Below are 24,270 nucleotides of genomic sequence, written 5' to 3'. Positions count from 1 at the left end.
CCTAAAAATCTGTTATGTTTAATAATTCTTTAAGGCTGTCAATGTCTAAATAAGCAGTTCCTTTTTCAAAACTAACGTAAAACAATAATCTTCCTCGACCCATTTCTCTTCTGACACTTTTGTGTTCAGGCTCAAGTACTTTATAAGCAACTTGATTTGTATTTCGTGTGTTAATTTTTACTGTCGTTTTATTTTGGTTCTTTATATCTTGACTAATTTCATAGTGCGTTCCTTCTTTGTCAGGTTCGGTAAGTAAAGTCAATATGTTTTTAAAGGATATTCCGTAAGATTTGTCAAAGAAAACTTGAAAATAATAATGTGGAACATTGAATGTTTCAGCCCATTTATAAACGACCTTGACATCTTCTATTTTGGGTGTAATGCTTAAATAATCTCTTTTCTGAACAATGTTTATATTATCTTTTAAGTCCTTAAAAAGTAATGAAAGTTGCTGAAGTCTATCGGTTGCTTTCCAACTTGGTCTTCTGAAGTTTATAGCGTTGATAGTTTCTTCATTAATGCTGTTTAAGATACCTATAAAGTGTTTCTTCTTTTCGTCTTTTAAAATGTCTGAATATTCAGCAAGTATTTTGTCTTTTACAGCGAGTGCTTCTTTAAGATGATATGCTGTTCTATCCTGCATTTCTTTTTCGTATTTATCAATGAGAAATGCACTCGAACGTATTTCTAAACCTGCTATTGATTTTTTTACATAGTCTGTAATCGAAGAATGTTCAAGTTTGCTAATGTCATATCCAAGTTCAGCATCAAAATCAGATTTTTTAAACACAAGTAAGTCTGGTCGTTTTCCAATAGTATCTAACTCATCTTGAAAGTCTGTATAGAATTTATCAAATCCACTATCTCCAGCAATTAAGTCATCTGATTTTCCATATCTTACAGCTACATAATTATGCGAAGTTTCATTGATTGCTCTAAAAATCAAATCTTCCGCCCAATCTCCTTGTTCTTTGTTAGTAATAAAGTTAGAAGATGCTTGTGTTGGTGGCGATGTTCTATCTCTTGGTATAGCAAAATCAATTATTGATGTAGGTATAGTTTTTGTAACTTCCCTTAACTCTTCAAAGTAGGTCATAATGTTTTTCTGTATTTTATTTCTCGTTCTGCAACTTTTAAAACTTCAATTGCCTTTTTTTCATCTTTGATTAAGTCATAAACTTTATTGGCAAGCCACAAAGTTTCTAATTCAGAATATGAGTATTTGAATAACTTACTAATAGTTGTCAGATGCTCTTTTTTAAGATTTTTTTGATTACTCTCAATTTTACTTAAATAGGCATCTCCAACTTTTAATTCATAAGCGAGTTCTCTTTGTAACATTCCTGTTTTCTCTCGTAATTCCCGTATTTTCTGACCGATTGTCATTTTCCTTAATTTGACTTGACTTAATTTGGTCAAATATACAAAATGTTTTTGAAGTTTTTATTCGAGCGTTGGGAAATTTTAGCTCTTTTGGTTTTCGAGCGTTGGAATTATGTGTTGGCAAAACCAAAAGTGCTAAAATATGCGGCTGGCAGTATGAAACACAACGTTGATGTATATGGGCTGTGGCATGTCTCGGCACAGACCTTTCCTGATAAAAACCGACTTTGGAAAATCCGCAGGATTTTCCAAGTGTGGACTGACCAAGCCATAGCTTATATACTGTGTTGCCAGTAGTTTTTATTCCAGTTCAATTATTTCAATTTTCTTTTCAATTAAATTCACTCCGACTTTAAATTCGGGTTTCCATTTATATTCTGGATTATTATAACTTTCAAAACTGTAAACAGTCCAATAATATATATTTCCGTCGGCAGAAACATCCTCAAGATTCGAACTGGTTTGTTCTTTTATTCGCTCTATTTTTCTTTTCCGCTTTTTAACTTGTCTGTCTGATTCAAAAAGTTTTTCAACTTCAATTACCCTTTTCATTTCGGCTATCGTTTCATTCCGAAACTTTTTTTCAGAGTCAATTCCGTGAATACTGTCCATTTTTTTCCAAAGCTTGGAATTAACCGTATTTGCACTATCAACCAATTGTCTTGATACGATACAAGCGGCAACAGGATAGAGTTCAATTCCCCATCTTTTTCCAACAAATTCTTTAGCTTTTTGATGTGAATACATTGGCGTACCATAAGTCAAAATTCGGTCAGGACTATCTTTTTCTTGTGAAAATGAAGTCAGATTTATTAGAAATATTAATATGTAAACGGTTTTTTTCAAATTACTGGCAACGTTTATGTATATGGAAAGTTGCGTGTTTGAGTGCGAGGATTTTCCGAAGGAAAATCGGATGCAAGCAAACAAAGCAACTCACATTGGTTAAGCTAAAAGTAGCAATTTTTTATATACGGTGTTGCCAACAGTATTTTTTTAATCAGTCACATTCAGAGTAATGTCAGCTGGAATTTCGACACTAATACTGTCCAAGTCAAAAACTGTCATCAATTTAATTCGGTTGTCATTTTTGTCTTTTGGCGTATATGAATATTTAAATTCACTAATCTTTTGGTCTTGTAAAATCAGTTCACGTTCATTTTCTTTATCTCCAGTCAAGCGATATACATTGTAATTTTTTATATGATTTCTATACCCAAAAATAAAGTCAATTGTTGCCTCTTCATTTACTTTTAAACTGTTTTTTTTGGTCGTTCCCAAAATGTGAAATGAATAAATATTATTCAAATCATTTTTTGAAATCGAATCTTTTAATATTGCGTTTTGCTTCTTTAATTCCGCTATTTCGTTATTCAAATCAGATGTTTTCTGTTGATTGCAAGAAGTGAAAATCACAGGAAAAATGGTTAAAATAGTTATGAATGTCGTTTTTTTCATATTGTTGGCAACGTGTTTGTGTATGGCTTGTTGCGTTGGCAAGAACTAAGTTAGTAAAAGAAACCGAACCATTAGGAAAATCCGCAGGATTTTCCGAGTACACACAAACTAGCAATTAGTTATACACGTTGTTGTGTGTAGTATTTTATTCGATTTTTAATAATTTATTAGGTAGAGGGAATTCAATTTCTCCAGTTTTATAGTCAATTCTTTTTCCATTTTTATCTATTCGGACTCCTTTAAAATCATTTTCAATGAATTTAGAATAATTTATTTTTCCAATATTAAATTGGACAGGATTAAATTCTTCTTCTTGAGTTGGGAACTTTAAATCATCATTATTACCGTATTTAAAATTAAACTGATTTTCATTTTGTTCCTCAAAATCGAATGGAATTAAAACAGAATACTTTTGGTTGTAAAATTCATTATAAATGAAGAGTTGAAGAAATATTGTAGGTGGATTTTTCATTCCATCAAATCCGCAACTTACGCATCCATATTTCAAGAGGATTGAATAATTTGAGGTCGAGTCATTGTACGTTAACTTTGCTTTACTAAATTTTGAGTTCTGAAATGGTTCGTTAATATATACATTAAGACTGTCTAATTTATATGAATATTTATTAGTTAACTCGAAATTATATTCAAAAGCCCAACCACACCAATCTTGGGAATAAGCTATGGAATTAATCAGAATAAATAGAAATATTAGTATTTTTTTCATTATTAGTGATGTTGCTATATATTACACACAACGTTTATGTATAAGAATAGTTGCGGGTTTGTATGCGAGGAATTTCCGAAGGAAATTCAGACGTTACAAACAAGCAACGACCTTTGATTAAGCACTAAACCGCAATTATTTTTATACTGTGTTGTGGCTAGTGCTTTATTCTCCATTCGGAATGTTTTTATCTTTACAATACTTTTCAATTTCAGAATCATTCTCAAAATAGCCGTCACAAAATTCGTCAAGCTCTTTTTCAGTCGATTTGTAATAACGCTCTTGAGCTGTCATTAATCTGTCAGTTTGCTCAATGAATTGTTCAAATTCCTTGTTTATTTTACATAGTTTATCGATTGTCTTAAAATCGAGGTCTTTATAAATTGCTGGAAATAATATTTTACTTTGATATGGATTAGCATTTAGTTCTATTATTCCAATTCCGAAAGATTGATTTAGTCTTTCCATTTCGTCCGACAAACTATCACTAAACTCAAATGCTACTAAATACCCGTAATTCGCCCAACTTGAATTTGAAACTGCTTGAAAATATGCTTTTTTCAATTCCGTGTCCGAGTTAATTTCTTTTTTTAATTCGTAAGAGCTTAATTTAAAAGTGTCAACTCTATTAATTGACTTCAAGAAATTCTGACTGACTTTGGTTTGCAAATTCAAAAATTTAACTCCAACCATATCTGGATGTGTCCAAATTTGGTTGCTATCTTTTCCGTTTTTTGAGTGTTCGTGAAATATTGTTTTTGAATATATTTTGGTATTCTTTAAATAACTGCTCAAAAGTCTGTGTAAATCTCTTTCGTTATATGATTTAGCTTTTACTTTAGGAAGTTTTACAGAAGTAGTTTCGGTTGAGCCTGATAAGATTTCAATTCCAATATTCTGTTCGTTTTTGGTCAGATAATATGCGTATGAACCTCCTTCTTGTTTTATTCTTTTGACACGAGAATCTCCATTTCTTATGAAATCTCCTAAAAGAGCAGAAATTGTCGCAGGTGGCGTTTTTGCAGGACCAAAGTCATAATATCCATTTTTAATAATATGGTCGTGAACTTCCATATAGTTTGTCAGTCCGTTTATATCGTCAAGACTTTTTAAAATGGCTTCTTTTATTGTCATATTTTTAATTCGTTTTCGGTGGTTTCTCGCATTAGCCACAACGGTTTTGTGTATGGTTAGTTGCGTGTTTCAGCAACTAATTTAGTAAACAAAAACGAACGCGAGAAAATTCCGAAGGAATTTTCCAAATAAGCACTTGCCAAAGCAATTAATTATACACGGTGTTGTGCATAGTTATTTGAAAATTAATTCTTGGAAATATAAACCAATTTCGTCTTTACTTTTCTCCGTAAAAAGTTCATACAAAAATTCATCAGTTATAATTTTTCTAAAACATCTTCTAATTATTTCATCGACATCTTTTGCCGTTGATAATAATAATTGCGATTCATTTTTTAAAAATCGTGATTGTAATCCATCTCCATGTACAACTGAAGACCTAATATCATATGCTAGTTTTAGAGTCTTATAAAGTTCTATTTTATTCTCAAATTTATTTTCTAAAAAGAAACTTACAGTTTCAGAAAGTCTGTGTCTCAGTTCTGAATTAGAAACTGAAAATAAACTTTCTAAAACAGAACAATAAATTGAGACTTTTGTTCCAATATCATCAGTATTTCTCGCAGATGTTAAGAAATAGAATGCACGACTTAATCTCGAAATTTTTGATGTTAATCTTACTGATTCATTCTCTAATGGTTTTTTTAACAAACTAATAGAAATAACAGCAGGTAAAATATCGATGGCTTCAATTAATTCTTCTTTACTAAAATAAGTTGGTTCTACTGTTCCTACACACGTACTATAAGATGAAAGCCACATATTTGAATGCACATTTGTTGAGCTATTCGCTTGATAAATCAAATGTCCTAATTCGTAGTGAACAGAATTGTCTTTAACCAGCCAAAGTGCTTGACAAAAGAATTCCGATAGTTTTAAAAATCGAATTAAGTAGTCTCGTTCTATAAAATTAGTTGCATAGTTCTTTTCATCTTCTTCTAGAAAAAGTATTAATCCAATATTAATAATGCTATGGTATTCAGAAAGTCCAATTATTTCTTTTACATTTCTTTGATTCAATTTGCTTTCAACGAAGGGATTTTTACATGAGATTCCAAAACCAATTTCTTTTATAACATCTAAAGATAGATTCGTTTCAGTTTCTAAATAAAAAACAGAAGTGAGACAATTCGCTTTTTTCATGGGATTGGTTAATTATGCACAACGTTTATGTATAAGAATAGTGCGGTTTTGTGTGCGAGGATTTTCCGAAGGAAAATCAGACGTAACAAAAATGCACGGACTCTTGATGAAGCACTAAACTAAGCATTATTTTTATACGGTGTTGTGGTTAGTTTTTTTATTCCGTTTCGATTTGTTCATTCATAAAGTTCAAGACTTCCGTAAAATAACTTTCCAAATTTATATGTTCTTCTTCTCCAGGATGCCAATTTGCAAATTTCCAATATTTCCACTTTTCATTTGTTGAATTCGGTGGAATTAGAAGAAAGTATTGTTCTTGATTTATGCCTCCAACTAAAATACTTTTTTCAAGTTGTCTTCCTATATTTTTAATTCCGTCAATATTATAAGCTTCTATTATAAAACTGTCAATATTTTTCAGAAAGTCGATTTTGTTAATCGGCTCAAAAGTCGGTTCGATATCGTTTGGAGCAGAAAATCCATTTGTAATTGATAAAAACTGTTTAAAGTCGGTTGGGAATTCAATTCCGAGTCTTTTTTCAGTCAGTTTTATATCAGTTTCTGAAACAGGTTTTGTTCCTAACCATTTATTTTCAGTCTGCTCTTGAGTAAACTCAAAATCAGCTAATTCAATTGCTTTCTCTGATATTTGTTTTAGTAGACTGTTCATTTTTTTAATTAACCACAACGGTTACGTATAAGAATAGTGCGGTTTTGTATGCGAGGATTTTCCGAAGGAAAATCAGAAGCTAGCAAAAGCGCACTAACCTTTGATTAAGCACTAAACTACGCATTATTTTTATACAATGTTAGCTACAGTTTTTATTAACCGGTTACTTTATTCCAAAGTAAATCAGCGTAAATTTCCGCTATTTCACTTTCATTATTTACTTTCCAAGTTCGATGAGTAATTCCTCTTTCTTGGTCAATAATTTTGTCTTTTAATAACCAAATTCCGTCATGTTCAGGATTTGGTGCGTTTTCCAATTTCTGTTTTTCAATAAATCCAGAAATCCGTATGTGTTCTTTAAGGTCATTTTTTGAAATTGTAATATACTTTTTCAAAAGTCGAAAAGGTACTCCTTTGTCCTTAAATTCTGGAACTAATTCCGCAATTGAATTCATATTTCCAGTTTCCATTATTTCCAATTGAGTTTTTTTGTCAAGTTCAGGATAATTAAGTTTTTCGTGAGCTAAACAAATTCCGTTTATTTCATCATTCAGTTTTTTTACTCCGATTTTATTCGAAATAAAAAAGTAAATAATTAGTATTAAAACTAATCCAATTATGATTGTGAAAGTCGTCATTTCAAATTGTAGCTAACGTTGTTGTATATGGTTTGTTGCGTGGTTTAAACAACTAATTTAGTAAATAAAAACCGAATAGAAAATCCGCGAGGATTTTCGTAAGTAGGCAAGAAGCCAGCAATAAATTATATACGGTGTTAGCTTTATGTTTTGTGAAATTTTAATTGTTTGTGATACTTATATATACTGTTCCTTTTGTTGAGTTATCTCCCAATATAGATATATAATCATCTTTATTCACATGGAAAAAATTAATGCCATATTCAAAACTTAGGTTTCGTGCTCCCATATGCGTATCATCGCAAATCAAGGTTAATGCGCTACGATTGTAATTTGGGTCTGCGATTAGAATAGTATCATTTGCATATTTGCTACCCTTCCAAGTATAAGCCTTACCTTTTGGAACATAATATTCAGGCACAGAGATTATTGCTGAGTCTGAAAGAATTTGAAAAGGACCTTCTTTATTTTTTTGAAATGTTATGATTCTCTTTGATAAATAATCTTTTGGAAGCATTTGCTTAATGGAATCGCCAATTATTAAACGATCTTTTCCAATGTGAACAAATTCTTTTTGTTTGAACCAACCAATCATACCATTTTTTGTAAATGGATAACTCCAAAGGGAGTTCAAGATTACTGTATCCTGAATTTGTTTTGTTTTGATTTCAAATTTAAATGGTTCTCCTTGATTACCAGAAATAATCAAACTGTCTATTTTATCTTCTTGTACTAGCATTGCTACTAAAATTGTAAATAAAATTCCCATTCCCATTCCAATTCCAATATACTTGATTTGTTCTTTATTACTGATATTTTCTCCCATTTCTCAATGATTTTAAGTTATATATTCTTTTGTAGGGAGAATTGGAAATAAATCAAAACTAAAGATTTTGATAAGATTCTATTAATTAATCAATTCATTTTTACATATTAGATTAAGTAATTTCTTTTGGGATATTTAGGTAAATGCTATTAAAGTAATTCTTTACTAATTTACAAAAATATTATTTATAATAAAATTAAAGCTAACGTGTTTGTATATGGTTTGTTGCGTGGTTAAGCAACTAAGTTAACAAATAAAAACCGAATAGAAAATCCGCGAGGATTTTCGTAAGTAGGCTATAACCAAGCAATAAATTATATACATTGTTGGGCGTTCGTTATTCAATTATTTCATTTCCAGTATATTTAAAATACTTAACATTATCTTCTGTTGATAATTGAAAGTTTAATGTGCTGTCCTCCGTTAAAAATCCACTTCTCAATCTAATTGTTCCAATATTTCGAGAGGTATTTGGTAAAATAACTGCTCTTTCAGAGCTAATAATTATGGTGTCATCCCCAATTGTTGCTTCTCTCTCAACGATATTTGAATAATGTTTTTCGAAAGCTCCTTGCACAAAAGGACTTGAAACATTCTCGGATGTTGCCGAATCTCCTGTCATATAACAATCCAGATATTTCACAACCTTATTTCCAGAATTATGTATCCAAATAATGACTTCAAAAATTGGTGGATAAGGTGGTGTTTGAAGTAATCTTTTTGGTGGTCTAAATTCAAATTTTATATTAACATCAGTTTTGGATAATCGATTAATAATGTCTTTTATTTCATAGTCTTCCATCATTATTGACTCAAAGTTATATCTTTTGTAATATCTCTTATCCTTTGCTTGATGTGCTGTATTACTTTTAGGTATTTCTACAACATAAATGACTTGGTTATCTTCAACTGCTCCAGCTTGTATTGGTGTGATTTTAATTCCTTTAATTCTCGGTGAAATTGAACTATTGATTACTTGTTCTAACCATTCCTTAGAAAATTCTGTACCATCTATTGGTTCAGTTCTTTCAGGTAGATGATTTCTTTGAGCATCATCAAATTCTCTAACACCATATATTATTACACCTCCATCTGAGTTTGTAAAAGCGCTAACGTCTTTTGAAATTTCTTTCTTTTTCCCATCTGTTTTAGAAATTGAACCTGCACCTTTGTAATCAAGATGAATATTTTCTTCAATTCCGTCAGCAATATATTGTTCTACTTTTTCTAATGTCCACATAGTTTCTTCTAATGACGCCCAACGTGATTGTATATGGTTTGTTGCGTGGTTAAGCAACTAATTTAGCAAATACAAACCGAATAGAAAATCCGCGAGGATTTTCGTAAGTAGGCTAGAACTAGCAATAAATTATATACGGTGTTGGCAGCAGGTTTTATTTTATTTTCAAAGTATATCTACATTTCGGATAATTACTACAACCATAAAATTTCCCGTATTTTCCGCGTTTTTCAATTAATTGATTTTCACATCTTGGACATATCCTTTGCTTTTCTTTTTTATTTCTCTCGTTTATTTGCTGTTTGACTTGTGAGGAATGATTTTTGGATGATTTTCTGTCAGAAATGTTATTCTCAAGTAATTTATTTGAAATCATTTCCATTTGTTCATATGTTAGATTTTTATCTACATTTGAGTTTTTTATCGTTCTAATGAGTTTGTTAGTATAAATTACAGGAAGAGTTGTAGTTACATTTTTTAGTTCTCCATCTCCTGCAAAAACAACAATTGGAAAATATTTTATGTACTTATATTCTGAAAGAATTTTTTTAATAGCAAAGACGTGAACCCAATTTTGTTTAATTGGGTTTCTTAATCTACTTTTATGTTTATAGATAGTTTGAGTCCAATATTCAGAGTTTTGATGTCCGTGAATCCAACCTTTATAGTTTTTAGTCTCAATAACAAATATTCCACTTTGAGAAATGACAATGTGGTCAATTTGAGTTGTTAATTTGCCATTTTTTAATAAAATGTTATTTAAAGCTATATATTCCTTTTGATTGAGTCGTTTTAGTTTAGAAGCTACTTTGTATTCTCCAATTGACCCTTTAATTTTAGGTGTAATTCTATTCTTAAAATAATATGAAATTCCATAAACAGCTAAAATTATGATGATTATTACGAATTCCATTTTTAGTAAGAATGTTCTTTATGATTACGGATTTCAACTTGCTGCCAACGTGTTTGTATATGATTAGTGGCGTGTTTAAGCACCTAATTTAGCAAATAAAAACCGAATAGAAAATCCGCGAGGATTTTCGTAAGTAAGCTAAAACTAGCCATTAATTATATACGGTGTTGGCAACAGTAATTTGTTTATTCATAGCAAGTTAAACATACATTTTCTTCGTTGTCATTATCTCGATAAAGAACATTTCCTTTACAACCTTTATTTGAGCAAGGTTCTCTAATAATATTAAATTCAGCATTGCAGTTTACGCAATATAGATTTTCAGAAGTCGGTTTATTTGGTTTTAAAAATGCCCATTTACTTTCCAAATACCCATATTCTGCATCAATTGTATCTTTGCATATTTTGCAAAAAAATCGTCTTCCATTTAGGTCAACTGAATGAAATTTATTGAGTCTTTTTTTTCCAATCATAAATTCTGCAAAATCCAAAAATTCATAAGACATAGCATCCTCAAAGTCCCAATCAAAATAGCCAAATAGCGGATTTTTGAAATTAAAGTTTGATAAATGAAGAAACCAAGAATCTTTACCGAAAAAATAGGTAAATGTTTTTAATATGTCTTCTAGTAAATCATTTGGCTTAATGCTGATTTTTGAAGCTCCGTGAATAGCTTTATTTCTATTTTGACGTATTTTTTCAATGAAAATTATAAGTTCGTCTTTTATTTCAATAGAAGATTCTACAGCACAAAAAGTTGCGAGTAAAGATTCTCCAGAAATAGTATATAAACTGTCAAAATCTTTATCACTTTTTTTAGGTAGAGTTGGCCAATCTGCTCTATTTTTCTCAATTAGGAGTAAAGGTGAAGTTTTACAAATAACCGACTTCATAAAAGTCTCAACAGCTTGATGCAAAAGAATAACAGAGGTTCTAATTGTTCCATCGTTATGTTCCCAAATTTTTGACATTTCAACATCCTCTTGGACAGTTTCATCATAATCTTGATAGTCCTGATAAACTTTAAATAACAAGTTAAATGCTTGTGTCAAACATTGAAATGTGACTTCTTCAAAATCCTTTGCTGTTGGTAGGTTAGTTATCAATGTCTATAGTTTAGTCTTATTGTTGCCAACGTTTATGTATAAGAATAGTTGCGGGTTTGTATGCGAGGATTTTCCGAAGGAAAATCAGACGTTACAAACACGCAACGACCTTTGATTAAGCACCAAACCGCAATTATTTTTATACGGTGTTGGCAACTGGTTTTTTTTATTCAATATAGTCATTTACGTCATCTTCAGGTATCCATTCTTTCATTTCAGGTAAAACTCTTTTTTGCATAAAATCGAAAAAATCCAAATGTTCTGATTCGATAATATTCCATCCTTTTACATTTGTTCCGAAAGATGGATGAAAGACGATTACATTTTCGGTCATTTTTCCATCTAAAATTTCAAATCCGACAAATGTGTCCATATCTTGTCTACGTCCAAAAGTCAGAACCTCACGATTTTGTTCGCACTCAATTTTAAATCGTTCGTTGATTGATGAATTCGGATTAATTTCCGAGTCAAAATTCCAAGGAATGAATTGGGTTAAATTCAGTTTTGCAAACCAATTATATGAATTTGGTATTTCGTAATTCATCGTTTTATTGAACTTTAGTCTTTTGTTATTTTGTCAGCAATTGTACTAAAATGTATTTTGACTTTTAAAGGTTCTTCAATTCCTCTAATGTGAACTATCGAATATCCAATATCAAAATCTTCTTTCACTAATACTATATCTTTTATATTAATTAAAGTGTTCTGACCATCATTTTTTAACTCTAGAAATGCCATAATTTTTTGTCGTTTATTGTGATTCTGTCGGTTTCGTTAACTTGTTGCCAACGGTTTTGTGTATGATTTCGTTGCGTGTTTAAGCACTAAAGTTAGCAAATAAATCACAGATAGAAAGTCCGCGAGGACTTTCGTAAGTAGGCTATAACTAGCAATGAATTATACACGGTGTTAGCAAACGTATTTTGTTCATTTTCAGTATGCTAATTCAAGAACGATTATTTTTCTATTCAGTTTATCATTTAAATCAATTTCGTAATTCAGCATAACTCTTGCAGTCGATTCAGGGAAAAGAAATCCAGCGTTTTTCTTTGTCTCATAAAATTCTTTATGAAATTCTCCTTTGTCTTTTATTGATTCTAATGCTCGCAGATATTTACCGATATAATTAAAATTCGGTGTGTTCATTTCTCGGTTTATAATAGAATCAAAATTTGAATTTGGCGTAAGTTCTGAAGAATTTCCTCTTGAATATGAATATTCGATAGTTCCGTCTGGATTAGTGTATTTATATCTCGATTTAATATATGGAACTGGATGTTTAATGTATTCTAAAGAGTCAGACTCAATTTTGTCAAAATCACTATTTTCTATAATCCATACAGAATCTGGAAATTCATACATTTCGAGTCGTAAGTCACTTGATTTGAATTTATTCCTTGCCTTTTCGGATATACTTTTCCAGTTTTCGGTTTTTTCATCACGCAATTCAGTTAAAAACTGTCGATAGGCATTTTCACTGTCCAAATTCGGATATTGTCTTTTTAAAAAGTCATTCTCAAAATCGGAAACAAGAAAGTCCAAAGTTTCGATATTCTCTTTACCTAAAACTTTGTCAAATTCCGATGTGTTGTTTTCAGTTTTTTTGTCAGAGCAACTTATGATTAGAATAAAAAGTATGAATGTTTTGATAAATTTCATTGGTTGGTCATATGTTTGCTAACGTGTTTGTGTATGATTTCGTTGCGTGTTTCAGCAACTAATTTAGCAAATACAAACCAAATAGAAAATCCGCGAGGATTTTCGTAAGTAGGCGAGTACTAGCAATGAATTATACACGGTGTTGGCATTAGTTATTTTTTAGTTTCCATCTACTTTTTCTGCTCTTACCTGTATTTTGCACATACTTTAATTTATTTAAAAATTGATAAGTTGATGCAGATGATGCAAAACCTAAATGTTTCATTATCTCTTCATTTGACGCTGCATCATATGATTTAAGAAACTTAAATAACTTTATGTGTTTACTGCTATTAGTAGATGCTCGTGGCGTTTTTTCAACTTCAAATAAATCCTGAATCATTTCATTTGGACAAATAAATACTCCATCGTTATTTCCTTTCAAAACAAGATATCTCTTCATTTCGTCTCTATTCAATGCAGTTTGAATTGAATTCCAAGTGTTAGGAATAATTTTGGATAAATCTGTTTCAATTTCAATTAAATCAGCTTTTCCAGTCTTATAGAGATTATTCAAAATATAAAGTTCTGTTATTCCACATTTAGGAATGCGAGATTGAGTAAGAATAAAAACTCCGCTTTTGAAATATTCAGCTGCCATTGTAACTTCGATATTTCCTAAATTCTCTTTAAATACAGGAAACTCTCTGCCATATTTCAAGGAATTCAAGCCCATTCTTAATACTCCCATGCCAGCCCTATCTACTAACTGAAAATCCATAAGAATTTTTGCTAGAGTTTTATTTCTATGGCGTGGTTCATGATATGAAATGTTATCACTATTAACTCCTCCATAAAATGTTCCTGGATTTGTAATTGTTATTTCAGAACCCTTAAAATTGACAATATTCATTCCATCCATAGAATAGTCTCTATGGACAATCGAATTTAAATAGGCCTCATGAAATGCTATATCGTCTAATGTCCATAATTCGTAATTATTTTTTTTGTACTCAATTATGATTGATGAATTACATTTTTTAAAGTGTTTTTTAGCTCGAATTATTGTGTTCCATATACAATCACTCCAGACGTCATTAATTTTTAACTGACCGTCATTCGTTTTCCAAGAGAATCTACTCTCATAAGTACCTAATATTTCTTGTATGAAGCTTTCCTTTCCGAGAAAAAGTAATCCGCCATAGTTTAATACTCCATTTTTTGTTGCTCCGATTGATTCAAGAAAATTTTCGTCAGATAAAGAATCTGTATCTATTTCTCTTCTAATGCATAAATCATTTTTGGCTTCTCCCAATGCGGTTTCATTCAAGTAATCTTTTGGGTTACCATTAATTTCTTGTGCGCTCCAGTCATAAGATTGTAGATTCTTTACAAGTTCTGCGATTTCATCTGGTGGTGCAGGATAACTAGATTTTCCATGTCTGATACAAATTTTTCCAGAACTTGTTGCTACAAGCGTGTGATTTATGTTGGGAACTTCAATTACTAAATAATTTTTTGAACGATGATTATGTTCAAGAAGTTTTAATGGAATTCTAGGATTTAATTTTCCTTGTAATCTTTCCTTGGTAGTGTCCAAATCAACTGATACAAAACCATTTAGTTGGGTATTCCATAATTGGTTTGATACATTTGAACTATCTATTACACCAACTATTATTTTTCCTCCTTTTTTATTAGCTAAAGCTGAAATTTCTTCGGCTAGGTCTTTAGCATTATGAAGAGCTTGTTCAGAAGAATAGTTTTTAAATTCTATTGATTCAGACTCATATTTTTCGCTTGGTTCAAATTCAAGGCTATCGAGTAATTGTGTTATTTCCATTCTTTAATCTAATTAATGCCAACGTGATTGTGTATGGTTAGTTGCGTGGTAAAGCAACTAATTTAGCAAATAAATCACAGATAGAATATTCCGCAGGAATGTTCGTAAGTCGGCAGTGGACCTAGCAATTAATTATACACGGTGTTGGCAGTAGTTTTTTAATCATTCCAACCGTAGCTTTTCCAATTCTTATTTTCAGATTCATATTTTTCCGTAACCATAAATCCACGTGAATATTTAATTACGAAATGTTCATTGTCTTTCATTCGGATATACTCTATTCCAGCTATCACATCATACTTTTCAGGTAAGATTCCTTTTTCAGATTTGATTTGTTCCAATTCCGATATTATTCGATTACTTCTTACTCGTTGGATATTATCTACAGTAAAACCAGATACTATTTGAGATATTATGAAAATAGGAAGAATTGAAAATATAAACAAAGCTTTACTAGTAGATATGTTTTCATTTATTAGACTAATAATTAAATAAATCAATGTCACTACAAAAATTATTGCGAAAGGAATTAAGAGAAAAAACATTTCAATTACTGTAAACGAGGGAATAAAAGGAACTATAATTCCGATTAATATTATAATTAAAAGTGCTATTTTTTTATTCCGATTCATTTAGATTCGAGAGTTTTTTTAATTACTGCCAACGTTTATGTATAAGAATAGTTGCGGGTTTGTATGCGAGGATTTTCCGAAGGAAAATCAGATGCAGGCAAACACGCAACGACCTTTGATTAAGCACTAAGCCGCAATTATTTTTATACGGTGTTGTGCATAGTATTTATTCTACGCAAATAACTCCTTCTTGTGAAATTTTTTGTCCTTCATTCGTTGTCATTGTTGCATCGTAAAATAAACATTTTCCTTCAATTTTAATTTTAGAAACAACAATTCCGTTATTTTCGTTTATCCATTTAGTCATTTCGTCCATTTCTCCTTTGGAAGAGTCGTAAGTTAATCGATAAGTACAATCATCAATCCATTCAAGAATTTCATAAGTTGGGTTTCCGTTTCCGATTCCGTTTTTCCATTCGGTTTGAGAGTTTTTTTCTCGGATAACAACATAACGATTAACATTTAGGTCTCTTTCGGCTGTCATTTCACTTATACTGTCATTTGAAGTAATTTTATATTTTTTCATTTCATCACTCGTTGGAATGTAGAAAGTTCCGATTTTAAAATCCGAACAAGTCAATTCTTGCGCATTGATTTTAAGTCCGATTAGAAGAAATATTGTGATTAAGATTATAGTTTTTTTCATTCAGCGATCTGTTTGTCGATATTATGCACAACGGTCACGGCTATGGCAAGTAGGGCAGGCAAGGAAACTTTTTGTTTCCGTCTGGTCTGCTAGCCAGAGCTTTTTGTTTTGTAATTATTTTTTCTTTTTTAATTGCCAAATCCAAAAGATTTGGCGGACTTAGTAAACAAGCCTAAGCCTTTAAATATAACACTTAATGCCCTATTTGCTATAGCCATTGTTGTAAGCAGTTTTTATTTCAGAGTTTAATATATATTCGATTTTTTCTAATTCCAAGTAATTTATTCTGATTAATTTATAATTATTCTCTAAAGCAAATTCATTTTTTATTTCGTCTCTTTTTTGTTGTGATTTTAAAGCTTTTTCTCCGCCCCAAATTGAAACTGGTTTAAAATGTTGTATTCCGTCAAATTCAATAAGTGTTTTTGAGTCAGGTAAATAAAAGTCAAATGGTAATGTCGTTTTATGATTACAATCTTTAAACCTTTTTTGGTATTTGTAATTTATTCCTTGACTTTCTAAATAGAGCCTTATCTTTCTTTCTCCTGTTGTTTCTTTACACTTTGGACAACCCTTTCCATTTGAATAAATATGGTCAGTTGGTGCTTGTTTAAAAAATCCGTGAACTGGACATTCAATTTTTACTTTTTGATGAGCGTTTACGTAATTAGCTTTATCGTAATTATAAATCTCTCCGTGTTGTTTAATTGCTTTTTCAACAAATTCGTCTTTTGTTAATCCTGAATTTCCTGTACAGTTTGGACAATTGTGTCCTTTTAAATGTGAAGAAGCAAATTGTTTCCACTTTCCGTGTTCTTTACAAATAATTGTTACTTTTTTATCTGCTCCTTTATATTCTGCCAACGAATAGTCATATTTATTTCCGTGAACTTCTTTTGCTAATTCAATAAATTCTTCTTGTGTTCGAGAAAACAATAATGAATGACCATCTAAACCACATTCGTAACAACCTTTTCCGTCGTTGACGTGATTGTCTGGTGTTTGTCTAAAATCTCCGTGTTTTTTACAAGTGATTATTATTTTAGAAAATGCTCCATTATAATCTAATTCAGATTTAGAATAATCGTATTTTTTTCCGTGAATTTTAATTGCTTGAGCGAGAAATTTTGAAAAAGGCTTTGTTCGTTTACTTTTAGACTTTTCAATTCCACAAATCGGACAACCTTGTTTTCTGTTTAAATGTTTGTAAGGTGTTTGGAAAAATGTTCCGTGTTCAGGAATTTTACAAATTATTTCGAGTTTAGAATCAACATTTTTATATTCAGATTTCGAGTAATCATATTGCTTTCCGTGAATCGAAATTGCTTTTTTTATAAATATGTTTGTCTTATCGTTCAAGTTTTTCTCAAATTGCTTACAACGGCAGTCTGTCTAATAACCGACTGCAATTTTATATATTTCTACTAAAATACAGTTTTTTGAATTAGCTGTATGCTAAGATCTTTTTGTTCGTATACTACTTTAAAACCCATTAGAATAGATACTATGAACCTAAAAAAGGACTTGTAAGCTTTAAAAGCACACGTATTAGCTTTTCTAATGATATTCCAAATTCTTGTTAAATTATAAGCAATAAACATAAAGCCTACATCAGCACTAGCGCGTTGCATAGTTTTCTTAGTCATAATATGATCAAAACTCCATTGACGTTTTATGGTTCCGTAAGGATGCTCAACCATGGCTTGCCTTTTTTTATACGCATCAGGATTTTGCAATACGCTTTGTGCATTAGCTTCAATATACTGATGGTATTCACTGCGCTGTATCACCTTTCCATTTACTTTAGAAGTGGTGCATAATGCTCTTACTGGGCAGGTTTTACATCTGTTTGTTTTATATTGTTTGAAACGATAATTACGCCCTTTATAGGTGCTGCCATTACTTTTAAGTATGTTTCCTTCCGGGCAAGTATACATGTCGTTTTCTTTATTGTACTTAAAATGTTCTGAGTTATAATTTGGATCAGGGGCTTGTGATGCTCTACCTATTCCAGGGATAGCGACAAGGGTTTTAATACCTAATTGATTTGCAGTTTTAAATTCACTCCCCGTATGATATCCTTTATCATAAAGTGCGGTAAAGGTGTTTGTTCCTAAAATAGTTTTAGCGCGCTGCAACATCTGTCCCATAGCTTTGGAGTCATTCATATTGGTGACCAAGTAGTCGAACGGAATATTATGATCTGCATCTACAGTAGATTGTACACAGTAAGCAACTTCAGTAATATTGTTACGCACTATCAAATGCTTGCTATCAGGGTCTGAGGTAGAAATTTGTGGTTCTCCAGAGGTCTTCAGCTGTGCATTTAGTTTTTCATATTCATTTCTGCGACCTTGATGTTTATCAATATTCTTCTTGATGTTTTCTTTCTCATTTTCACTATCACTCTGTTCAAGGGCTTTATTGTACTGCTCTAGTTTGTTGTCTATGTAATCTAAGTGGCGCTGTATCTTCTTCTGATTAAAATTGTTCTTTTTACTATTCTGAGCTCTAAACTTAGTACTGTCTCCAGCAATAAGTGTAGCACCGATAAGCCCAAAATTGCGTGCAATTTGTACGGTAGCAAAAAACACTTTTTTAATAGCCTTTCCATTATTTTTTCTGAAGTTACTAATGGTGTTGTGATCTGGAGCTAGCGATTCAAGCAACCACATCACTTCAATGTTACGCCTGCATTCTTTTTCTAATTGTCGAGAAGAACGAATACGATTCATGTATCCGTATATGTAAAGTTTGAGAAGGACAGATGGATTATAAGCAGGAGGGCCGTTTTCTATAAAGTCTGAACGGAATCCGAGTTCTGCTAGGTTAAGTGAATCTACAAATTGATCTATAGACCTTACGCTGTTCTTAGATTCTATAGAATCTTCAAGAGAAACAGGAAAAAGGCAGGTCTGTTGTCGGTCTTTTCCAAGTATGAATTTCATAACTAAAAGATACAAAAACTACCTGAAAATTACTTTATAACTGTTTCTAAATATCACTAAAAGCTTAAATAGTTATTAGACAGTCTGACGGTTACGTATAAGAATTGTTACGTGGTTTGTGTGCGAGGATTTTCCGAAGGAAAATCAGAAGCTAGCAAACAAGTAACAACCTTTTGATTGAACTAAAATACGTAATAATTTTTATACAATGTTAGCTTTTAGTGCGTTTTTCACGTTTCTATTCTATTTTTTAGTCGGCTTTTTAATTCCGCATTTTATGTTTTATTCAGCTCGATTTTCATTCCGCAAACTTGCTCAAATTCCGCAATATTTTTAATTCAGATTTCGAGTAAGCAATTCCGCTTTTCAATTCAGTTTTTGATTCAGCAAACGAGCTAAAAAGTCAGACGCAATTCAATTTAGAGTTTGAGTTATAATTTCGCATTTTTTTCAAAATTTAGCAGCATAGTTTTTCTGAATTATCTTTCTTAAAATTCTAAAAAAAATCGAAAAATAAACTAGCCTTTTTTCAATTCCGCAAACTTGCTCCAGCATTAAAGCTAACGTTTATGTATAAGAATAGTTGCGGGTTTGTATGCGAGGATTTTCCGAAGGAAAATCAGACGTTACAAACACGCAACGACCTTTTGATTAAGCACTAAACCGCAATTATTTTTATACGGTGTTGTGCTTTCGTTTTTTTATTAATTCAAAATAATCTAATAATCCGGAATTATCAATTTCATAATTAGTTCGTTGATTTTTATTCTCTAAAATTTCATTTACTCCAGAATCAGTTTTAATTTTATTTATCCAAATTAGTATTTTTTCATTTATAAAACCCACTAGTTTTTCGAATTTTATTTTGTCAATTCCATAAACGTTACAATGATTGCTATAACGTAATATAGGTTCATTCAATTGTTCGTCGATATGTTCAATTTTTTCTCCAAATATGGTTTCAGTAATGATAAGGTTTTTGTTTTCCCAATTTCCTTTTTTTGTTAACATAGAGGAAACAGACATAATGTAAGGTCTGATGTGTTTTTCTTTTTCGAGCTCAATACTCGAAATTGATGGAAAAATATCTAAAGACACCCATTCTCCACGAGTATTATTTGAGCTGGAAGAGAATCTTAATTCAAATTTTATTTCCTTGTCCTTATATGTCAATTTTGGAGTCGAACGTGCGTATTTAAATCCTTTTTTTGAATAATATTTTCCTAATTCATCGCAAACAGCTTGAAAAATATCTTTTGGAGCTGAGTCAAAAGTTTGGTTTAATAATATTTCGTTTTCGGTCCAATTCATTTTTTTAGGTGCAGTTTTGTAAATGAAGCACAACGGCAGTCTGTCTAATAACCGACTGCAATTTTATATATTTCTACTAAAATACAGTTTTTTGAATTAGCTGTATGCTAAGATCTTTTTGTTCGTATACTACTTTAAAACCCATTAGAATAGATACTATGAACCTAAAAAAGGACTTGTAAGCTTTAAAAGCACACGTATTAGCTTTTCTAATGATATTCCAAATTCTTGTTAAATTATAAGCAATAAACATAAAGCCTACATCAGCACTAGCGCGTTGCATAGTTTTCTTAGTCATAATATGATCAAAACTCCATTGACGTTTTATGGTTCCGTAAGGATGCTCAACCATGGCTTGCCTTTTTTTATACGCATCAGGATTTTGCAATACGCTTTGTGCATTAGCTTCAATATACTGATGGTATTCACTGCGCTGTATCACCTTTCCATTTACTTTAGAAGTGGTGCATAATGCTCTTACTGGGCAGGTTTTACATCTGTTTGTTTTATATTGTTTGAAACGATAATTACGCCCTTTATAGGTGCTGCCATTACTTTTAAGTATGTTTCCTTCCGGGCAAGTATACATGTCGTTTTCTTTATTGTACTTAAAATGTTCTGAGTTATAATTTGGATCAGGGGCTTGTGATGCTCTACCTATTCCAGGGATAGCGACAAGGGTTTTAATACCTAATTGATTTGCAGTTTTAAATTCACTCCCCGTATGATATCCTTTATCATAAAGTGCGGTAAAGGTGTTTGTTCCTAAAATAGTTTTAGCGCGCTGCAACATCTGTCCCATAGCTTTGGAGTCATTCATATTGGTGACCAAGTAGTCGAACGGAATATTATGATCTGCATCTACAGTAGATTGTACACAGTAAGCAACTTCAGTAATATTGTTACGCACTATCAAATGCTTGCTATCAGGGTCTGAGGTAGAAATTTGTGGTTCTCCAGAGGTCTTCAGCTGTGCATTTAGTTTTTCATATTCATTTCTGCGACCTTGATGTTTATCAATATTCTTCTTGATGTTTTCTTTCTCATTTTCACTATCACTCTGTTCAAGGGCTTTATTGTACTGCTCTAGTTTGTTGTCTATGTAATCTAAGTGGCGCTGTATCTTCTTCTGATTAAAATTGTTCTTTTTACTATTCTGAGCTCTAAACTTAGTACTGTCTCCAGCAATAAGTGTAGCACCGATAAGCCCAAAATTGCGTGCAATTTGTACGGTAGCAAAAAACACTTTTTTAATAGCCTTTCCATTATTTTTTCTGAAGTTACTAATGGTGTTGTGATCTGGAGCTAGCGATTCAAGCAACCACATCACTTCAATGTTACGCCTGCATTCTTTTTCTAATTGTCGAGAAGAACGAATACGATTCATGTATCCGTATATGTAAAGTTTGAGAAGGACAGATGGATTATAAGCAGGAGGGCCGTTTTCTATAAAGTCTGAACGGAATCCGAGTTCTGCTAGGTTAAGTGAATCTACAAATTGATCTATAGACCTTACGCTGTTCTTAGATTCTATAGAATCTTCAAGAGAAACAGGAAAAAGGCAGGTCTGTTGTCGGTCTTTTCCAAGTATGAATTTCATAACTAAAAGATACAAAAACTACCTGAAAATTACTTTATAACTGTTTCTAAATATCACTAAAAGCTTAAATAGTTATTAGACAGTCTGACGTGTTTGTGTATGATTTCGTTGCGTGTTTAAGCAACTAAATTAGCAAATAAATCACAGATAGAAAGTCCGCGAGGACTTTCGTAAGTAGGCTATAACCAGCAATGAATTATACACGGTGTTAGCAGTTCGGGTTTTACTTCTTTTTTTTATTCAAATGGATTGTCTTTTCAAGTAATGCAAAGAATTTATGTCCAACTTCTGAAGTCTCATATTTTATGTCCATTACATTAATTTCTAGGTTTTTTGATTCAAGTTTGTTTACAAGTCCATATCCAACAAGTTTTGGTGCTAAAACTCCATATAAATATCCACCATCATCTAAATTACTATCCAAGTCAATTCCTCTATTAAGTATCGGTGAATAAGTATGGAATAAACTCAATAAATCTTCTTGTGGTGGTTTTCTACCAGAATATCCCATTCCAACTGTTCCAACAGGATAATTTTGGTTTCTTAAAATCTCATAAAGTTCTTTGAATTTATAATTTCCAACTTGTTCATCCCAAATTGGGTCAGTTTTTTTTCTAAATAATCTAATTATTAATTTTATTAGAAAGTATATTCCAATCAGAGATAGAAAAACAAAAACAGGTGTTTTATAAGTCAGTCCATTTAAAAAAAAGTCGTAAATATCTTTAATAGAATAGTTGCTATAACTAGTCCATATGGTAGCAATAAGTAAAATCAGTCCAGTTGATATAAGTTTACTCCAGACAGAATCTTTCCATATTTTTTTAATGAAAGTCCAGACTTTATTTTCTTCCTTTGGTTTATTCATTTACGTTCTGTTTTTTACCTGACTGCTAACGTTTATGTATAAGAATAGTTGCGGGTTTGTATGCGAGGATTTTCCGAAGGAAAATCAGACGTTACAAACACGCAACGACCTTTGATTAAGCACCAAACCGCAATTATTTTTATACGGTGTTGGCAACTGGTTTTTTTTATTCAATATAGTCATTTACGTCATCTTCAGGTATCCATTCTTTCATTTCAGGTAAAACTCTTTTTTGCATAAAATCGAAAAAATCCAAATGTTCTGATTCGATAATATTCCATCCTTTTACATTTGTTCCGAAAGATGGATGAAAGACGATTACATTTTCGGTCATTTTTCCATCTAAAATTTCAAATCCGACAAATGTGTCCATATCTTGTCTACGTCCAAAAGTCAGAACCTCACGATTTTGTTCGCACTCAATTTTAAATCGTTCGTTGATTGATGAATTCGGATTAATTTCCGAGTCAAAATTCCAAGGAATGAATTGGGTTAAATTCAGTTTTGCAAACCAATTATATGAATTTGGTATTTCGTAATTCATCGTTTTATTGAACTTTAGTCTTTTGTTATTTTGTCAGCAATTGTACTAAAATGTATTTTGACTTTTAAAGGTTCTTCAATTCCTCTAATGTGAACTATCGAATATCCAATATCAAAATCTTCTTTCACTAATACTATATCTTTTATATTAATTAAAGTGTTCTGACCATCATTTTTTAACTCTAGAAATGCCATAATTTTTTGTCGTTTATTGTGATTCTGTCGGTTTCGTTAACTTGTTGCCAACGTTTATGTATATGGAAAGTTGCGTGTTTGTGTGCGAGGATTTTCCGAAGGAAAATCAGAAGCTAGCAAACGAGCAACTAACTTTGGTTTAGCTAAAACTAGTAATTTTTTATATACTGTGTTGTAAGTAGTTTTTTATTTTATTATTTCAAAAGATTCTAAAAATGTCTTTATTGATTTATTTAATATTTTGTCTTTTTTAGTAATAACGGTTAAAGCAAATTGCTCATTATTTATTAAATATGTTCTTTCAGTAAAATAAATTTTTGTGCTTGGCATAAAATAGTAAAGTTCTCTTCCATAATTTCCATTGTAATCAATTTGGCGGTTATAAAGTAATTCAGCATCAAAGGCATCCATCAAGTTTTCTACAATTCCATCAAAAAACTCATCGACTTCTTCTTCTGTAAAATTATGCTCGGGGTATTTGTAATGACTAAATGAATAAGCGAAATTTGGATTATTTTTTTTGCTTTTAGTGTTGAAAGTCCAACGTTGAAGATGAACATTTCCAAGCCAATCAACTCTTAAAGTATCATGTTCAATTTTAAAATCTTTTTCAGGGAATTTAAATTCGACATTACGTTCTTTATATTCAATTGTTGACCATTCAGAGTTTATTTTACTATTGTGAAAATCAATTTCTTTTTTATTGTCTTTGCATCCAATCAGAAATGAAAAGATAATTAATATGATATATGTTTTTGTTTTTCTCAAATTACTTACAACGGTTAGTATAAGAATAGTAGCGGATTAA

At 31.2% G+C, this 24,270-nt stretch carries 27 protein-coding genes; all 27 read right to left on the bottom strand.

Translation table 11 applies throughout. The features are described 5' to 3' along the window. Position 1: 1 nt before the first annotated feature. The 27 genes from AAFN75_RS17920 to AAFN75_RS17790 all read right to left on the bottom strand — a co-directional run bounded on the left by AAFN75_RS17920 (position 2) and on the right by AAFN75_RS17790 (position 24,230). Positions 2-1,096: an AccI family restriction endonuclease gene (locus tag AAFN75_RS17920; RefSeq protein ID WP_411807651.1), complete on the bottom strand. Its 1,095-nt coding sequence runs from the start codon at positions 1,094-1,096 to the stop codon at positions 2-4. Next, positions 1,093-1,386: a helix-turn-helix domain-containing protein gene (locus AAFN75_RS17915; RefSeq protein WP_411807650.1), complete on the bottom strand. Its 294-nt coding sequence runs from the start codon at positions 1,384-1,386 to the stop codon at positions 1,093-1,095. Before AAFN75_RS17915 ends, AAFN75_RS17920 begins: the two co-directional genes overlap by 4 nt. Positions 1,387-1,683: 297 nt before the next feature. Further along, on the bottom strand, positions 1,684-2,229 hold the full coding sequence (locus AAFN75_RS17910) for a hypothetical protein (RefSeq protein ID WP_411807649.1): 546 nt from the start codon (positions 2,227-2,229) through the stop codon (positions 1,684-1,686). Between the two features lie 150 nt (positions 2,230-2,379). Then, positions 2,380-2,883, bottom strand: coding sequence for a hypothetical protein (locus AAFN75_RS17905; protein WP_411807648.1), 504 nt, complete (start codon positions 2,881-2,883; stop codon positions 2,380-2,382). Positions 2,884-2,986: 103 nt separating this feature from the next. After that, positions 2,987-3,568, bottom strand: a complete 582-nt coding sequence (locus AAFN75_RS17900; protein WP_411807647.1) for a hypothetical protein — start codon at positions 3,566-3,568, stop codon at positions 2,987-2,989. Between the two features lie 165 nt (positions 3,569-3,733). Continuing rightward, positions 3,734-4,702: a hypothetical protein gene (locus tag AAFN75_RS17895; protein WP_411807646.1), complete on the bottom strand. Its 969-nt coding sequence runs from the start codon at positions 4,700-4,702 to the stop codon at positions 3,734-3,736. A 174-nt stretch (positions 4,703-4,876) separates the two neighbouring features. Then, positions 4,877-5,845, bottom strand: coding sequence for a hypothetical protein (locus AAFN75_RS17890; protein ID WP_411807645.1), 969 nt, complete (start codon positions 5,843-5,845; stop codon positions 4,877-4,879). 157 nt (positions 5,846-6,002) lie between these two features. Next, entirely contained in the window at positions 6,003-6,515 is a 513-nt protein-coding gene (locus AAFN75_RS17885) for an SMI1/KNR4 family protein (protein WP_411807644.1), read from the bottom strand. Between the two features lie 155 nt (positions 6,516-6,670). Further along, positions 6,671-7,153, bottom strand: coding sequence for a hypothetical protein (locus AAFN75_RS17880; RefSeq protein ID WP_411807643.1), 483 nt, complete (start codon positions 7,151-7,153; stop codon positions 6,671-6,673). 160 nt (positions 7,154-7,313) lie between these two features. Continuing rightward, the gene (locus tag AAFN75_RS17875; RefSeq protein ID WP_411807642.1) at positions 7,314-7,979 is read right to left on the bottom strand and encodes a hypothetical protein; all 666 of its coding nucleotides are present in this window, start codon (positions 7,977-7,979) and stop codon (positions 7,314-7,316) included. A 337-nt stretch (positions 7,980-8,316) separates the two neighbouring features. Beyond that, the gene (locus AAFN75_RS17870) at positions 8,317-9,219 is read right to left on the bottom strand and encodes a helix-turn-helix domain-containing protein (protein ID WP_411807641.1); all 903 of its coding nucleotides are present in this window, start codon (positions 9,217-9,219) and stop codon (positions 8,317-8,319) included. A 154-nt stretch (positions 9,220-9,373) separates the two neighbouring features. Next, positions 9,374-10,132, bottom strand: coding sequence for an NERD domain-containing protein (locus AAFN75_RS17865; protein ID WP_411807640.1), 759 nt, complete (start codon positions 10,130-10,132; stop codon positions 9,374-9,376). 185 nt (positions 10,133-10,317) lie between these two features. Beyond that, a complete protein-coding gene (locus AAFN75_RS17860; RefSeq protein ID WP_411807639.1) occupies positions 10,318-11,238 on the bottom strand; it encodes a hypothetical protein in 921 nt (306 codons plus the stop codon). Positions 11,239-11,404: 166 nt separating this feature from the next. Continuing rightward, positions 11,405-11,611 carry a hypothetical protein gene (locus tag AAFN75_RS17855; protein WP_411807632.1) on the bottom strand — a complete coding sequence of 69 codons (207 nt, stop codon included), beginning with the start codon at positions 11,609-11,611 and terminating at the stop codon, positions 11,405-11,407. A 185-nt stretch (positions 11,612-11,796) separates the two neighbouring features. Next, entirely contained in the window at positions 11,797-11,976 is a 180-nt protein-coding gene (locus AAFN75_RS17850) for a hypothetical protein (protein ID WP_291794170.1), read from the bottom strand. Positions 11,977-12,171: 195 nt separating this feature from the next. Beyond that, complete coding sequence (locus tag AAFN75_RS17845; RefSeq protein ID WP_411807638.1) at positions 12,172-12,897, bottom strand: hypothetical protein; 726 nt, start codon at positions 12,895-12,897, stop codon at positions 12,172-12,174. A 148-nt stretch (positions 12,898-13,045) separates the two neighbouring features. Beyond that, positions 13,046-14,719, bottom strand: coding sequence for an RNA-binding domain-containing protein (locus AAFN75_RS17840; protein ID WP_411807637.1), 1,674 nt, complete (start codon positions 14,717-14,719; stop codon positions 13,046-13,048). Positions 14,720-14,877: 158 nt separating this feature from the next. Beyond that, complete coding sequence (locus AAFN75_RS17835; protein ID WP_411807636.1) at positions 14,878-15,351, bottom strand: hypothetical protein; 474 nt, start codon at positions 15,349-15,351, stop codon at positions 14,878-14,880. A 166-nt stretch (positions 15,352-15,517) separates the two neighbouring features. Next, the gene (locus tag AAFN75_RS17830; protein ID WP_411807635.1) at positions 15,518-15,931 is read right to left on the bottom strand and encodes a hypothetical protein; all 414 of its coding nucleotides are present in this window, start codon (positions 15,929-15,931) and stop codon (positions 15,518-15,520) included. A 267-nt stretch (positions 15,932-16,198) separates the two neighbouring features. Beyond that, positions 16,199-17,356: a hypothetical protein gene (locus tag AAFN75_RS17825; RefSeq protein WP_411807634.1), complete on the bottom strand. Its 1,158-nt coding sequence runs from the start codon at positions 17,354-17,356 to the stop codon at positions 16,199-16,201. A gap of 65 nt (positions 17,357-17,421) precedes the next feature. After that, positions 17,422-18,945 (bottom strand): IS1182 family transposase, encoded by a 1,524-nt coding sequence (locus tag AAFN75_RS17820; protein ID WP_411807623.1) that lies wholly within the window; start codon positions 18,943-18,945, stop codon positions 17,422-17,424. Between the two features lie 675 nt (positions 18,946-19,620). Beyond that, on the bottom strand, positions 19,621-20,256 hold the full coding sequence (locus AAFN75_RS17815) for a hypothetical protein (protein WP_411807633.1): 636 nt from the start codon (positions 20,254-20,256) through the stop codon (positions 19,621-19,623). 76 nt (positions 20,257-20,332) lie between these two features. Next, entirely contained in the window at positions 20,333-21,856 is a 1,524-nt protein-coding gene (locus tag AAFN75_RS17810) for an IS1182 family transposase (protein ID WP_411807623.1), read from the bottom strand. Positions 21,857-22,079: 223 nt separating this feature from the next. Further along, positions 22,080-22,724, bottom strand: coding sequence for a hypothetical protein (locus AAFN75_RS17805; RefSeq protein WP_157364927.1), 645 nt, complete (start codon positions 22,722-22,724; stop codon positions 22,080-22,082). A 166-nt stretch (positions 22,725-22,890) separates the two neighbouring features. Further along, positions 22,891-23,097 (bottom strand): hypothetical protein, encoded by a 207-nt coding sequence (locus AAFN75_RS17800; RefSeq protein ID WP_411807632.1) that lies wholly within the window; start codon positions 23,095-23,097, stop codon positions 22,891-22,893. 185 nt (positions 23,098-23,282) lie between these two features. Further along, a complete protein-coding gene (locus AAFN75_RS17795) occupies positions 23,283-23,462 on the bottom strand; it encodes a hypothetical protein (RefSeq protein WP_291794170.1) in 180 nt (59 codons plus the stop codon). A 186-nt stretch (positions 23,463-23,648) separates the two neighbouring features. Continuing rightward, on the bottom strand, positions 23,649-24,230 hold the full coding sequence (locus AAFN75_RS17790; protein WP_411807631.1) for a hypothetical protein: 582 nt from the start codon (positions 24,228-24,230) through the stop codon (positions 23,649-23,651). Between the last annotated feature and the right edge of the window lie 40 nt (positions 24,231-24,270).

It is taken from the genome of Algibacter sp. AS12, from assembly GCF_046736315.1.
Classification (GTDB): domain Bacteria; phylum Bacteroidota; class Bacteroidia; order Flavobacteriales; family Flavobacteriaceae; genus Algibacter_B; species Algibacter_B amylolyticus.
Note: the sequence above shows the minus strand (reverse complement) of the source record. Positions and strands in the feature narration are given on the sequence as shown.

Excerpts from the sequence above, each read along its gene's own strand:
- AAFN75_RS17920 (WP_411807651.1), bottom strand. The coding sequence starts at position 1,096 with ATGACCTACTTTGAAGAGTTAAGGGAAGTTACAAAAACTATACCTACA.
- AAFN75_RS17915 (WP_411807650.1), bottom strand. The coding sequence starts at position 1,386 with ATGACAATCGGTCAGAAAATACGGGAATTACGAGAGAAAACAGGAATG.
- AAFN75_RS17900 (WP_411807647.1), bottom strand. The coding sequence starts at position 3,568 with ATGAAAAAAATACTAATATTTCTATTTATTCTGATTAATTCCATAGCT.
- AAFN75_RS17895 (WP_411807646.1), bottom strand. The coding sequence starts at position 4,702 with ATGACAATAAAAGAAGCCATTTTAAAAAGTCTTGACGATATAAACGGA.
- AAFN75_RS17890 (WP_411807645.1), bottom strand. The coding sequence starts at position 5,845 with ATGAAAAAAGCGAATTGTCTCACTTCTGTTTTTTATTTAGAAACTGAA.
- AAFN75_RS17885 (WP_411807644.1), bottom strand. The coding sequence starts at position 6,515 with ATGAACAGTCTACTAAAACAAATATCAGAGAAAGCAATTGAATTAGCT.
- AAFN75_RS17880 (WP_411807643.1), bottom strand. The coding sequence starts at position 7,153 with ATGACGACTTTCACAATCATAATTGGATTAGTTTTAATACTAATTATT.
- AAFN75_RS17875 (WP_411807642.1), bottom strand. The coding sequence starts at position 7,979 with ATGGGAGAAAATATCAGTAATAAAGAACAAATCAAGTATATTGGAATT.
- AAFN75_RS17870 (WP_411807641.1), bottom strand. The coding sequence starts at position 9,219 with ATGTGGACATTAGAAAAAGTAGAACAATATATTGCTGACGGAATTGAA.
- AAFN75_RS17865 (WP_411807640.1), bottom strand. The coding sequence starts at position 10,132 with ATGGAATTCGTAATAATCATCATAATTTTAGCTGTTTATGGAATTTCA.
- AAFN75_RS17855 (WP_411807632.1), bottom strand. The coding sequence starts at position 11,611 with ATGGACACATTTGTCGGATTTGAAATTTTAGATGGAAAAATGACCGAA.
- AAFN75_RS17850 (WP_291794170.1), bottom strand. The coding sequence starts at position 11,976 with ATGGCATTTCTAGAGTTAAAAAATGATGGTCAGAACACTTTAATTAAT.
- AAFN75_RS17845 (WP_411807638.1), bottom strand. The coding sequence starts at position 12,897 with ATGAAATTTATCAAAACATTCATACTTTTTATTCTAATCATAAGTTGC.
- AAFN75_RS17840 (WP_411807637.1), bottom strand. The coding sequence starts at position 14,719 with ATGGAAATAACACAATTACTCGATAGCCTTGAATTTGAACCAAGCGAA.
- AAFN75_RS17835 (WP_411807636.1), bottom strand. The coding sequence starts at position 15,351 with ATGAATCGGAATAAAAAAATAGCACTTTTAATTATAATATTAATCGGA.
- AAFN75_RS17820 (WP_411807623.1), bottom strand. The coding sequence starts at position 18,945 with ATGAAATTCATACTTGGAAAAGACCGACAACAGACCTGCCTTTTTCCT.
- AAFN75_RS17815 (WP_411807633.1), bottom strand. The coding sequence starts at position 20,256 with ATGAATTGGACCGAAAACGAAATATTATTAAACCAAACTTTTGACTCA.
- AAFN75_RS17810 (WP_411807623.1), bottom strand. The coding sequence starts at position 21,856 with ATGAAATTCATACTTGGAAAAGACCGACAACAGACCTGCCTTTTTCCT.
- AAFN75_RS17805 (WP_157364927.1), bottom strand. The coding sequence starts at position 22,724 with ATGAATAAACCAAAGGAAGAAAATAAAGTCTGGACTTTCATTAAAAAA.
- AAFN75_RS17800 (WP_411807632.1), bottom strand. The coding sequence starts at position 23,097 with ATGGACACATTTGTCGGATTTGAAATTTTAGATGGAAAAATGACCGAA.
- AAFN75_RS17795 (WP_291794170.1), bottom strand. The coding sequence starts at position 23,462 with ATGGCATTTCTAGAGTTAAAAAATGATGGTCAGAACACTTTAATTAAT.